Origin of the sequence: Numidum massiliense, assembly GCF_001375555.1 — a bacterium.
Classification (GTDB): Bacteria; Bacillota; Bacilli; order Thermoactinomycetales; family Novibacillaceae; genus Numidum; species Numidum massiliense.
This window is the reverse complement of record NZ_CTDZ01000009.1, coordinates 3,082,650-3,095,767: the sequence shown is the minus strand read 5'-3', so window position 1 is coordinate 3,095,767 and position 13,118 is coordinate 3,082,650. Positions and strand designations below refer to the sequence as shown.

At 52.3% G+C, this 13,118-nt stretch carries 12 protein-coding genes; all 12 read left to right on the top strand.

What is annotated here, in order from left to right; all coding sequences use genetic code 11:
- Nucleotides 1-11 precede the first annotated feature (11 nt).
- Nucleotides 12-3,632: a DNA-directed RNA polymerase subunit beta' gene (gene rpoC / locus BN1247_RS14505; RefSeq protein WP_054951009.1), complete on the top strand. Its 3,621-nt coding sequence runs from the start codon at nucleotides 12-14 to the stop codon at nucleotides 3,630-3,632.
- A 171-nt stretch (nucleotides 3,633-3,803) separates the two neighbouring features.
- A complete protein-coding gene (locus BN1247_RS14500; RefSeq protein ID WP_187119684.1) occupies nucleotides 3,804-5,153 on the top strand; it encodes an ISLre2 family transposase in 1,350 nt (449 codons plus the stop codon).
- Between the two features lie 195 nt (nucleotides 5,154-5,348).
- Entirely contained in the window at nucleotides 5,349-5,597 is a 249-nt protein-coding gene (locus BN1247_RS14495; protein ID WP_054951008.1) for a ribosomal L7Ae/L30e/S12e/Gadd45 family protein, read from the top strand.
- A 139-nt stretch (nucleotides 5,598-5,736) separates the two neighbouring features.
- Nucleotides 5,737-6,147, top strand: coding sequence for a 30S ribosomal protein S12 (gene rpsL, locus BN1247_RS14490; protein ID WP_054951007.1), 411 nt, complete (start codon nucleotides 5,737-5,739; stop codon nucleotides 6,145-6,147).
- Nucleotides 6,148-6,195: 48 nt separating this feature from the next.
- Complete coding sequence (rpsG, locus tag BN1247_RS14485) at nucleotides 6,196-6,666, top strand: 30S ribosomal protein S7 (RefSeq protein WP_054951006.1); 471 nt, start codon at nucleotides 6,196-6,198, stop codon at nucleotides 6,664-6,666.
- Between the two features lie 38 nt (nucleotides 6,667-6,704).
- Entirely contained in the window at nucleotides 6,705-8,780 is a 2,076-nt protein-coding gene (gene fusA, locus BN1247_RS14480) for an elongation factor G (protein ID WP_054951005.1), read from the top strand.
- 96 nt (nucleotides 8,781-8,876) lie between these two features.
- Entirely contained in the window at nucleotides 8,877-10,067 is a 1,191-nt protein-coding gene (tuf, locus tag BN1247_RS14475; protein WP_054951004.1) for an elongation factor Tu, read from the top strand.
- A gap of 248 nt (nucleotides 10,068-10,315) precedes the next feature.
- Nucleotides 10,316-10,624: a 30S ribosomal protein S10 gene (gene rpsJ / locus BN1247_RS14470; RefSeq protein ID WP_054951003.1), complete on the top strand. Its 309-nt coding sequence runs from the start codon at nucleotides 10,316-10,318 to the stop codon at nucleotides 10,622-10,624.
- Between the two features lie 50 nt (nucleotides 10,625-10,674).
- Nucleotides 10,675-11,301: a 50S ribosomal protein L3 gene (gene rplC / locus BN1247_RS14465; RefSeq protein ID WP_054951002.1), complete on the top strand. Its 627-nt coding sequence runs from the start codon at nucleotides 10,675-10,677 to the stop codon at nucleotides 11,299-11,301.
- 31 nt (nucleotides 11,302-11,332) lie between these two features.
- The gene (gene rplD / locus BN1247_RS14460; RefSeq protein ID WP_054951001.1) at nucleotides 11,333-11,956 is read left to right on the top strand and encodes a 50S ribosomal protein L4; all 624 of its coding nucleotides are present in this window, start codon (nucleotides 11,333-11,335) and stop codon (nucleotides 11,954-11,956) included.
- Nucleotides 11,953-12,243, top strand: a complete 291-nt coding sequence (gene rplW / locus BN1247_RS14455; RefSeq protein WP_054951000.1) for a 50S ribosomal protein L23 — start codon at nucleotides 11,953-11,955, stop codon at nucleotides 12,241-12,243. Before rplD ends, rplW begins: the two co-directional genes overlap by 4 nt.
- Before the next feature lie 28 nt (nucleotides 12,244-12,271).
- The gene (gene rplB / locus BN1247_RS14450) at nucleotides 12,272-13,105 is read left to right on the top strand and encodes a 50S ribosomal protein L2 (protein ID WP_054950999.1); all 834 of its coding nucleotides are present in this window, start codon (nucleotides 12,272-12,274) and stop codon (nucleotides 13,103-13,105) included.
- The last annotated feature ends 13 nt before the right edge of the window (nucleotides 13,106-13,118 follow it).

The following is a 13,118-nucleotide window of genomic DNA, read 5'->3' as shown; positions in this document are numbered from 1 at the left end:
AGGGTTGCCCTTTGTTGGATGTCAATAACTTTGAGTTTATGAAAATCGCACTCGCTTCTCCTAACAAAATTCGTTCGTGGTCGCGCGGCGAAGTTAAAAAGCCGGAGACGATTAACTACCGTACGTTGAAGCCGGAAAAAGAAGGCCTGTTTTGTGAAAAGATTTTCGGCCCGACGAAAGACTGGGAATGTCACTGTGGGAAATATAAGCGCGTGCGCTATAAAGGTGTCGTCTGTGACCGTTGCGGCGTCGAAGTGACGCGGCAAAAAGTGCGGCGCGAGCGGATGGGCCACATTGAACTAGCGGCCCCCGTTTCGCACATTTGGTACTTTAAAGGGATCCCGAGCCGCATGGGGCTCGTGCTCGACATGTCGCCCCGTTCGCTGGAGGAAGTGATCTACTTTGCCTCCTACGTCGTGACCGACCCCGGCGATACGCCGCTTGAGAAAAAGCAATTGTTGTCAGAAAAAGAATATCGCAGCTACCGCGAAAAGTATGGGCAAGCGTTTCAAGCGGCGATGGGCGCGGAGGCGGTGAAACGGCTGCTGTCCGAACTCGACTTAGACCAAGAAGTGGCGGGGCTAAAGGAAGAGCTAAGTACGGCACAAGGGCAGCGGCGCAACCGCGTCGTCAAACGGTTAGAAGTGCTTGAGGCGTTTCGCCACTCCGACAACGATCCGGAGTGGATGATTCTCGACGTGCTTCCGGTCATCCCCCCGGAACTGCGGCCGATGGTGCAACTGGACGGCGGTCGCTTTGCGACGTCGGACTTGAACGACTTGTACCGCCGCGTCATTAACCGCAACAACCGGTTGAAGCGGCTTTTAGATTTAGGGGCGCCTGACATTATCGTGCAAAACGAAAAGCGGATGCTGCAAGAGGCAGTCGACGCATTGATCGACAACGGACGACGCGGCCGCCCGGTTACCGGACCCGGTAACCGCCCACTGAAGTCGCTCAGTCATATGCTCAAAGGAAAGCAGGGCCGTTTCCGGCAAAACTTGCTCGGTAAGCGGGTCGACTATTCCGGACGGTCGGTCATCGTCGTCGGTCCGCGTCTAAAGATGTATCAGTGCGGCTTGCCGAAAGAAATGGCGCTCGAACTATTCAAGCCGTTCGTGATGAAAGAACTAGTGAGCAAAGGACTCGTGCACAACATTAAAAGCGCCAAACGAAAAGTGGAACGCGTACATCCGGAAGTGTGGGACGTCCTGGAAGACGTCATTAAAGAACATCCGGTGCTCTTAAACCGCGCTCCGACGTTGCACCGTTTAGGGATTCAAGCGTTTGAGCCCGTCTTAGTCGAAGGGCGAGCGATCAAACTGCACCCGCTCGTCTGTACGGCGTACAACGCTGACTTCGACGGCGACCAAATGGCCGTGCACGTGCCGCTGTCGGCCGAGGCGCAAGCAGAAGCGCGCATTTTAATGCTGGCGGCGCAAAACATTTTGAACCCTAAAGACGGGAAGCCGGTCGTGACGCCGTCGCAAGACATGGTGCTCGGCTGTTTCTACTTGACGTTAGAGAAGGCGGGGGAAGTGGGCGAGGGCGGTATTTACAGCAGCCCGGACGAACTCATCAGCGCGTATGAACACGGGTACGTCAGCTTGCACTCGCGCGTCGCGCTACCGGCGCGTTCTCTCGGCAAGACGTCGTTTAGCGAACAGCAACAAGAGGCGCTCATCGTAACGACGGCAGGGAAAGTGATTTTCAACGAAATTTTCCCAGCCGATTTTCCCTACATTAACGCGCCGGGTACAGATAGTTCTTTGGAACGCACGCCGGATGAGTTTTTTATATTTGAAAAAGGGCAAGACGTGCGCGCGGCCATTCAGGCGAGTGAACCTCGTGACGCAGTCGTGAAAAAATACCTCGGCCTCATTATCGCGGAATGTTTCCGTCGCTATGGGACGACCGAGACGTCTGTCATTATGGATAACGTCAAGGCAGCTGGATTTAAATATTCGACGCGGGCCGGTATTACGATCGCTGTATCCGACGTCATCGTTCCGGCTGAAAAAGAACGGATTTTGGATGAGGCGAACGATCGCGTGCAGATGGTGATGAAGCAATTCCGCCGCGGCTTAATTACGGAAGAAGAGCGTTATGAGCGCGTCATCTCCTTCTGGAGTAAGGCGAAAGACGAAATCACCGCTATTTTAATGAAGTCGCTCGACCGTTTTAATCCGATTAACATGATGGCCCATTCGGGGGCGCGGGGTAATGTGTCACAAATTACGCAGCTCGCCGGGATGCGCGGCCTCATGGCAGCGCCGTCCGGTAAAATCATCGAGCTGCCGATTAAATCGAACTTCCGCGAAGGCCTAACGGTGTTAGAGTTCTTTATTTCGACACACGGCGCGCGAAAGGGTCTGGCTGACACGGCGCTGCGGACGGCCGACTCCGGTTACTTGACGCGGCGTTTAGTCGACGTGGCACAAGATGTGATCGTGCGCGAGGAAGACTGCGGCACGGACAAAGGAGTCCATATCACGCGGTTGCAAGAAGGTAAAGAAGTGATCGAGGATCTATACGACCGCATCGTCGGGCGGGTCTCATTCCGCACGGTGCGCCATCCGGAAACGGGTGATGTCATCGTCGAACGGAACGCGATGATCGACGAAGAAAAAGCGAGCGCCATTGTTGCGGCTGGCATCGAAGCTGTAGACATTCGCTCCGTGCTTAACTGTCGCACGCGCCACGGGGTGTGCAAGCGGTGCTACGGACGCAACTTAGCGCTCGGGACGCAAGTCGAAATTGGCGAGGCGGTAGGGATTATTGCCGCCCAGTCGATCGGTGAACCGGGGACGCAGCTAACGATGCGCACCTTCCACACCGGCGGTGTAGCTGGGGACGACATCACGCAAGGCTTGCCTCGGATTCAAGAGCTGTTTGAGGCGCGCAACCCGAAAGGGGAGGCTGTCATTACAGAGATTTCTGGGACAGTGAAGGACATTCGCGAAACGAAAGACCGTCGCGAAGTGGAAGTAGAGGGCAGCATCGAAGCGAAAGTGTACAACGTGCCGTTTGGAGCGCGCATAAAAGTAGCTGTCGGCGACCAAGTGGAGACTGGCGACACCTTGACCGAAGGCTCGATCGACCCGAAGGAACTGCTTAGGGTGAAAGGCGTGCGCGGCGTGCAACAGTACATTTTGCAAGAAGTACAAAAAGTGTACCGTCTACAAGGGGTAGAAATTAACGACAAGCACGTTGAAGTGATGATCCGGCAAATGATGCGCAAAGTGCGCATCACGGAAGCGGGAGACACGGATATGTTGCCAGGCGCGATCATCGACATTCACGAATTTGAAGAAGCGAACAACAGATCGTTTGCCGATGGAAAAGAACCGGCCGTGGCGCGTCCGGTGCTCCTCGGGATCACGAAGGCGTCGCTGGAGACCGATTCGTTCTTGTCTGCGGCTTCTTTCCAAGAAACGACACGCGTGTTAACCGATGCGGCGATTAAAGGAAAAGTCGACCAGCTACTCGGCTTAAAAGAGAACGTCATAATCGGGAAACTCGTTCCCGCAGGTACGGGGATGAATCGCTACCGCGCAGTAAAAGTCGCCGAGCAAGCTACAGCGCAAAAAACAAGCAACAAAAACAAAGCCGCAACTGTAGCGGTCAAATAAACTTACGTCGTGGTATGTGTAACATTTCTCTCGAAGGGTTTTAGCAGGAATTTGGAGGGAGAATATAGAAAAGGAAGACCTAAATAGTACTCCTAACCACCACGAAAGGAGAGGTCTTCCTTGAAAACCATTATACCAGAAATCGCTACTATCTTGGAACAGTCTACAGATATGTTGTCGTTTTGGGAAAGCTTACGTATTCGCCTGATGGAAGTGATGGCTGATCTGTTCGGAGAATTTTTGGAGCAGCTCGATCAGATGATGACGACGCATTACAAGGAAAAATACGGTTGGAAAAGTGAGCGATTGGACAGCCGGGAGTTCACCAGTTTTTTTGGGACAGTGTCCTATAAACGCCACTTGATGTACGACCGAAACGGAAACGCACATTACCCTGTCGATGAGGCAATCGGTTTAAAACGCCGTAAAAGATACAGCCCAGACCTTATGATGCTCGGAGCAGAGTTAGCTGCAGCGCCGGGAATGACCTACCGCCTCGCCTCAGAGGTCACGCAAAAACTTGCCGGTATAACGATCAGCCATACGACGTTTCAGCGCTTAGTAAAAGAAGCAGGTGAAGCTCAAGCTGTCATGGATGCTGAAAAAAGGGATCGAATTTTTGAGGATACGGTAATTCCTAACTCTCCGTCCGTTAAGCACTTATATTGCGAAGCAGATGGCTTATACGTCAAAGGGAGAGGCAAAGGAATAGAGATCAAAAATATGCTTGCCTATACCGGGTGGGAGCAAAACGGACAGCGTGTCTCGTTAACAGATCGTCACGTCTTTTCTACCGTTGAATCGGTGGATGACTTTTGGGAAATAGGTTATGCAGCGATTCGACATCGTTGGGATCTCTCACATACACATGTGGCGACTAATGCGGATGCGGCTTCATGGATCTCTGAGGAACGCGTTCAAAATACCTTTTCTGAAGCGACATCGGTTGTCCGCCAATTGGATCCTTTTCACGTAAAGAGGAGTATTCGTCGCGGGTTGAGCCGCCAGCCAAGGCTCATTCCTCAAATTGAAAAGGCAATATCCGAAAAAAATAAGGATAGGTTTAAAGCGGTGATTGATACGGCACAGGGAAATGCAGAGACGGAGCGAGAGGAAAAGCGTATCGAGAACATGCAGAAGTATCTTGAAGGGCACTGGGAGATCCTCTGCGACTGGCGTGAGGTTAGTCCAGACGTGCCAAAAAATGCTCGTAGGATGGGATGCATGGAATCGAACCAGAGACGTCTGGCATACCGCATGAAACGTCGTGGCATGTACTGGAGTGAAGAAGGGGCTCAAGCCATCGCCAAAGTACAACAAGGCGTTACCAATGGGACGTTGAGACAGGCATTATTAACTGTCTGGCCCAACCGCCAAGTGACACAAAAACTAAAACGCCATGCGAGGCGAATAGGTAAGTCGGATCACATTGGGGTTCAAGTTGGCAGGATCCAAGTAGGTGCCGCATCAGCTTCAAGTGCTATTGGGTATTTGGATAAGGTGGTTAATCGCCGTCCTTGAAGAGTTAACTCCTCAAGGGCGGACAACAAGTGAACGTTAGGGAATGACATATTTAGGTCTTTAAATCCTTGATCCTGTAAGGTCGTCGAGTAAAGCTTGACACATACTACGTCGTGTTAGTTGTTGACATGAGCGTTCCGGTAGTGGTAATATATCGACGTGTGTAATGTCACCTGTCAACTTTGGAGGGCCGTTATGTCTTATGATAAAGTGAAGCAGGCAACGAACATTTGTGTAGGCGCGAAAGAGACTGTCAAAGCGCTGGAAGAACTGCAACTGTGTGAAGTAGTCGTTGCGAAAGACGCCGATGCACACGTGACGGAACCGATCGTCGCGATGTGCGGCCGGCACGGCGTAAACGTGGCGTACGTCGATTCGATGAAACAGTTAGGAAAAGCAAGTAACATCAAGGTTGGGGCTTCGACAGTAGGCATATATAAATAGGCGTACACATTCACAGGCGAACCGTGCCCTCTTGTGTGCAAGGGGCGCGCGGTTCCTATGTGTTGTTTTGAACTGTTTTTATGTCTAAAAATGAACCGCCTGGATCTGTGGGCTTGCAAGCGAGGGAGGAGGTGACACGATGCCGACAATTAACCAGCTAGTGCGCAAAGGACGCAAAAGCAAGACGACGAAATCGGACTCGCCGGCTTTGCAACACGGCTATAACAGCTACCGCAAATCGCTGACGAACTTGAGTTCTCCGCAAAAGCGCGGCGTATGTATGCGTGTCGGGACGATGACTCCGAAGAAACCGAACTCGGCGTTGCGTAAGTATGCACGGGTACGCTTGACGAACCAAATCGAAGTGACTGCTTATATTCCGGGGATTGGTCACAATTTGCAAGAACACAGTGTCGTCCTCGTCGAGGGCGGACGCGTCAAAGACTTGCCCGGGGTTCGTTACCACATTGTGCGCGGCGCGCTGGATACAGCGGGTGTACAAGACCGCAAACAAGCGCGTTCAAAATACGGTACAAAACGTCCGAAGTAACAATACGCGTTCCGAGGGAACGCATAGGGAGCAAAGGAGGGAAACGACATGCCGAGAAAAGGACCCGTTGCTCGCCGAGATGTATTGCCGGATCCGATTTACAGCAGTAAATTAGTGACTCGTTTAATCAATCGCATGATGATTGATGGCAAAAGAGGTGTAGCACAAAACATCCTTTACGATTCATTTGAGATCGTCCGCGAGCGTACAGGAAAAGACCCGTTGGAAGTGTTTGAACAAGCACTGAAGAACGTTATGCCAGTGCTCGAAGTTAAAGCGCGTCGCGTCGGGGGCTCAAACTACCAGGTACCTGTGGAAGTGAAGCCAGAGCGGCGCAAAAGTCTCGCCTTGCGTTGGCTCGTCAACTACGCACGCTTACGCGGCGAAAAGACGATGCAAGAGCGTTTGGCAGCGGAAATTATGGACGCCGCAAACAACACCGGTGCAGCAGTTAAGAAAAAAGAAGAGACGCACCGCATGGCTGAAGCGAACAAGGCGTTTGCACACTACCGCTGGTAAACAGCAGTAACCTTACGAAGAAGAAAGGAGAAACACTTATGGCTCGCGAATTCTCCTTAAAAGACACGCGCAACATCGGTATTATGGCCCATATCGATGCGGGTAAAACGACGACGACAGAGCGCATTTTGTTCTATACTGGCCGCGTACACAAAATTGGGGAGACCCACGAAGGGTCAGCCACGATGGACTGGATGGAACAAGAGCAAGAGCGCGGTATTACGATTACGTCGGCTGCGACGACGGCGCAGTGGAAAGGTCACCGCATTAACATTATCGATACACCGGGTCACGTCGACTTTACCGTTGAAGTCGAACGGTCGCTACGCGTGTTGGATGGAGCAGTTGGCGTGTTCTGTGCGAAAGGCGGCGTGGAGCCACAGTCGGAAACGGTGTGGCGACAAGCAGACAAATACCACGTCCCGCGGATCGCTTACGTCAACAAAATGGACATTATCGGCGCGAACTTCTTAGGCGCTGTCGAGCAAATGCGCGAACGGTTAGGCGCAAATGCTGTCCCGATTCAGTTGCCGATCGGGAAGGAAGACACTTTCGAAGGAGTCATTGACTTAATCGAAAATAAAGCCTACTATTATCTGGATGACCTCGGAAAAAGCTCCGAAGCGCGGGATATTCCGGATGATTACAAAGCGCAAGCAGAAGAGTATCGCAGCTCGTTAGTAGAAGCTGTTGCCGAATTAGATGAAGATTTAATGATGAAATACTTGGAAGGCGAAGATTTGACGGAGGACGAAATTCACGCCGCTCTGCGCAAAGGGACGTGTAACGTGGAAATCATCCCCGTCCTGTGCGGCTCTTCCTATAAAAACAAAGGCGTTCAGCCGTTGTTGGACGCGGTCGTGCAATATATGCCTTCGCCGCTCGACGTTCCGGCGATTAAAGGACAGTTGCCGAACGGTGAAGAGGCTGAACGGCAATCGGAAGACGACGCACCGCTCGCAGCACTTGCCTTCAAAATTGCAACTGACCCGTACGTCGGTAAACTGACGTTTATCCGCGTCTACTCCGGATCGCTCGAGTCTGGGTCGTACGTGCTCAACTCGACGAAGGAAAAACGGGAACGCATCGGGCGCATCTTGCAGATGCATGCGAACCACCGTGAAGAAATTAAAGAGTTGCACGCTGGCGACATCGCTGCCGCTGTCGGTTTGAAAGATACGGCGACCGGTGATACGCTATGTGATGAGAAGCACCCGATCATTCTCGAATCGATGGTCTTCCCGGATCCGGTGATCGACTTGGCGATCGAGCCGAAGACGAAAGCGGACCAGGAAAAAATGTCGATCGCGCTCGCCAAACTGGGCGAAGAAGATCCGACGTTTAAAACGAAGACGAACGAAGAAACCGGGCAAACGATTATTTCCGGTATGGGTGAGCTTCACTTGGACGTCATCGTCGACCGCTTGCTCCGCGAATTCAGGGTGGAAGCGAACATCGGTAAGCCGCAAGTGGCGTATCGGGAAACGTTCCGCTCCGCTGCAGAAGTCGAAGGGAAATTCATTCGTCAATCCGGTGGCCGCGGTCAATACGGTCACGTATGGGTGCGCTTCGAGCCGCTCGAAGAAGGCGGCGGGTTCGAATTCGAAAACAAAATTGTCGGTGGGGTCGTACCGCGTGAATACATTCCAGCGGTACAGAACGGGATCGAAGAATCGATGCAAAACGGCGTGATAGCCGGTTTCCCACTCGTCGACGTGAAAGCGACGCTGTACGACGGTTCGTACCACGACGTCGACTCGTCGGAAATGGCATTTAAAATCGCTGGCTCACTCGCTTTAAAAGCGGCGAAATCGAAATGTAACCCAGTGTTACTCGAGCCGATCATGAAGGTGGAAATTACGATCCCCGAAGAATATTTGGGTGACATCATGGGCGATGTCAACTCGCGGCGCGGACGCATCGAAGGGATGGACGACCGGGCCGGGGCAAAAATTATTCGCTCCTTCGTACCGCTTTCGGAGATGTTCGGTTACGCGACGACGCTGCGGTCGCGCACGCAAGGCCGCGGGGTTTACACCATGTTCTTCGACCACTACGAAGAAGTGCCGAAGAATATCGCCGAAGAAATCATTAGCAAGGCGACCGGCGAATAACTTAGCTCGTTTTTAGCCTGCAAAGCGGCTTTGCCGTTTTGCGGCCTCATCCATAAAAAAACTATTATTTAATGTATGAAGGAGGATTTCTTCAAAATGGGAAAAGCAAAATATGAACGTTCAAAACCACACGTAAACATTGGGACGATCGGTCACGTCGACCACGGTAAAACGACGTTGACTGCGGCAATCACGACGGTTCTCTCTGCAGCTGGCGGCGCAGAAGCGATGGCTTACGACAAAATCGACAACGCGCCGGAAGAGCGCGAACGCGGCATCACGATTTCAACCTCGCACGTCGAGTACGAAACGGACAACCGCCACTACGCGCACGTCGACTGCCCAGGTCACGCGGACTACGTCAAAAACATGATTACCGGTGCCGCACAAATGGACGGGGCGATCTTGGTTGTCTCCGCTGCTGACGGCCCGATGCCGCAAACGCGTGAACACATTCTGTTGTCCAAGCAAGTTGGCGTCAAAAACATCGTCGTCTTCTTGAACAAGTGTGACATGGTCGACGACGAAGAATTGCTGGAACTTGTCGAAATGGAAGTACGCGACCTCTTAACCGAGTACGACTTCCCGGGCGACGACATTCCGGTCGTTAAAGGTTCTGCTTTAAAAGCTCTCGAGGATCCGACAGGTGACTGGTCGAAAAACATTCTCGAACTGATGGCAGAAGTTGACAAATACGTCCCGACCCCGGATCGCGACGTCGACAAAGCTTTCCTCATGCCGGTCGAAGACGTCTTCTCCATTACCGGTCGCGGAACGGTTGCCACGGGTCGCGTCGAGTCCGGTGTGGTCAAAGTTGGCGACGAAGTGGAAATCGTCGGCATTTCGAGCGAAACGCGCAAAGTGGTCGTCACTGGCGTAGAAATGTTCCGCAAGCTACTCGACCAAGCGGAAGCGGGCGACAACATCGGTGTCCTCCTGCGCGGTGTCGAAAGATCCGACATCGAACGTGGACAAGTATTGGCCACGCCTGGTTCGGTGAAGCCGCACACGAAATTCTCCGGTGAAGTATACGTCTCGTCCAAAGAAGAAGGCGGCCGCCACACCCCGTTCTTTAACGGCTACCGTCCGCAATTTTACTTCCGCACGACGGACGTCACCGGTGTCGTCTCATTGCCGGAAGGCACCGAAATGGTCATGCCTGGCGATAACGTGACGATGGACGTCGAATTGATCGCGCCAATCGCCATTGAAGAAGGTACCCGCTTCGCGATCCGCGAAGGTGGACGTACCGTTGGCGCGGGCGTCGTTACGAAAATTAACGAGTAATTTCGGCGATCATTCTGATTTAAAAGCACGCGAAGAAACCCTTGAGCCTAGCTGTTCAAGGGTTTTTTTACGATAATATAATTTTTCCTTGCATCCCCGCACATTTTTTTATATAATGTTGAATGTTGTCATGGACTTGCGATGAAGCGGGAGGTTGCTGACACACCCGGATGCTTTGTCATGGTGTGTGAGGTTTTCCCGCGGAGAATTGTCTGTTGATCAAATAGGCGAAAGAGGGAGGGAAAGTCATGGCAAAACAAAAAATCCGCATTCGTTTAAAAGCTTATGACCATCGGATCTTGGATCAGTCGGCTGAAAAAATTGTTGACACTGCAAAGCGTTCTGGAGCGAACGTATCGGGACCGGTGCCGTTGCCAACCGAAAAAAATGTGTATACCGTTCTTCGCGCCGTACACAAGTACAAAGATGCGCGCGAACAATTCGAGATGCGCACACATAAACGGCTCATCGACATCATCAATCCAACACCGAAAACGGTCGATTCGCTCATGCGTATGGATTTGCCTTACGGTGTCGACATTGAGATAAAACTGTAACGGCTGAAAACGAACTTTAATGGAACTTATGTAATAGGAGGTGCGCGAACATGAAAGGTATCTTAGGGAAAAAACTTGGCATGACGCAAGTGTTTGCCGCAGACGGCGAAGCGATTCCGGTAACCGTCATCGAAGCCGGGCCGTGTGTCGTGTTGCAAGTGAAGGATCAACAAAAAGACGGTTACGAGGCGATTCAGCTCGGCTTCGGTGACCGCAAAGAACACCAAGCGACGAAGCCGGCAGTCGGCCACGCAAAAAAGGCAGAAACCGCCCCTAAGCGCTACATTCGGGAAATTCGCGACGTAAGTGTGACAGACTATAAGTTGGGCGACGAAGTGAAAGCTGATATTTTCGCTCAAGGAGATAAAGTAGATGTCGTCGGCGAGTCGAAAGGTAAAGGATTTGCAGGTTCGATTAAGCGGCACAATCAAGCGCGCGGTCCGATGTCCCACGGCTCTCGCTACCACCGCGGCCCAGGTTCGCTCGGTGCAGTAGACCCAGCACGCGTCTTTAAAGGACGCCCGTTACCAGGTCGGATGGGTGGCGAACGGGTGACGATTCAAAACTTGGAAGTCGTCCAAGTCGATGCGGAACGAAACTTACTCCTCATCAAAGGATCGATTCCAGGTGCGAAAAATAGTTTTGTTACAGTTAAATCGGCAATTAAGAGTAAGTAGCAATCACGTACGTGAAGGGAGGAATTGAGAGATGCCTAAAGTAGCAATTCGGAATATGAACGGTTCCGAAGTCGGCGAACTCGAACTGTCGCAAGCTGTGTTCGGTGTTGAACCGAACGAAACAGTGTTGCACGAAGCAGTCGTCATGCAGCAAGCCGCAGCGCGCCGCGGCACACACAACGTAAAAAATCGCTCGGAAGTAAGAGGCGGAGGCCGCAAACCGTGGCGGCAAAAAGGAACGGGTAGAGCGCGTCAAGGGAGTATTCGCTCGCCACAATGGGTCGGCGGAGGTGTCGTGTTTGGTCCGACGCCGCGCAACTACGGCTATAAATTACCGAAAAAAGTACGCCGCCTAGCGATCAAATCCGCCCTGTCGGCAAAAGTAAAAGGCGACGGGCTCGTCGTGTTAGATAAACTGACGTTAGACGCGCCGAAGACGAAAGAAATAGCACAAGTACTGAAAAACTTGGACGCGGAAAAAGCGCTCATCGTCTGTAAAGATTACGATGAAAACACGTCGTTATCTACGCGCAACATTCCGGGAGTTACCTATATTGCCGCAAACAAAATCAATGTACTCGACGTGCTCGCACACGACAAGTTGATTATGACTGTGGACGCCGTCTCCGACGTGGAGGAGGTGCTAGGTTCATGAAAGACCCTCGCGATATCATTATCCGCCCGCTCATTACGGAAAAGGCGACAGACCTGATGGAAGAGAAACAGTACGTTTTTGAAGTACACCCACGGGCGAACAAGACGGAAATTAAACGAGCGGTAGAAGCGATTTTTAATGTGAAAGTCGTTAGCGTCAGCACGATCAAAATGCCGCGCAAGTTTAAGACGTTTGGACGCTATTCCGGATATACGGCCTTGCGGAAAAAAGCGGTTGTCCGCTTGAGTGAAGACAGCAAGCCGCTTGAATACTTTGAGACTGTTTAACATCTCGTAAAGGAGGGACGAATCTGACATGTCCATTAAGAATTTTAAAGCGACCTCCCCGGCTCGGCGCCAAATGACCGTATCCTCGTTTGATGAAATTACGACGAGCGAACCGGAAAAGTCACTGCTGGCTCCGCTGCACAAAAAGGCTGGTCGCAACAACCAAGGTAGAATTACGATGCGGCACCACGGCGGTGGACATAAGCGCATGTACCGCATCATCGATTTTAAACGGGACAAGGATGGCATACCCGGACGCGTTGCCACGATCGAATACGATCCGAACCGTTCGGCGAACATCGCACTGATTCATTATGTCGACGGTGAAAAACGTTACATTCTCGCGCCGCACGGCTTGAAAGTGGGCGATATGATCGAATCGGGTCCTGACGCGGACATTAAAACGGGTAACGCCCTGCCGCTCGCGAACATCCCGGTCGGTACGGTGATCCACAACATCGAACTTAAACCAGGTCGCGGCGGACAACTCGTGCGCGCCGCTGGCACGGAAGGTCAGTTGCTCGGTAAAGAAAAAGGGTATGCGATCATTCGCTTAGCTTCGAGTGAGATGCGCATGGTACGCCTCGAATGCCGCGCGACCGTCGGACAAGTTGGCAACGTCGACCACGAAAACATCACCATCGGGAAAGCTGGCCGTAGCCGCTGGTTAGGTCGTCGCCCATCGGTACGCGGTTCCGTCATGAACCCGAACGATCACCCGCACGGCGGCGGTGAAGGTAAAGCGCCGATCGGTCTGAAATCGCCGGTCACCCCATGGGGTAAGCCGACACTCGGTTACAAGACGCGGAAGAAGAACAAGCCGTCCAACAAGTACATCGTACGGCGCCGCAAAAAGAAATAACGCTAGTTGAGAA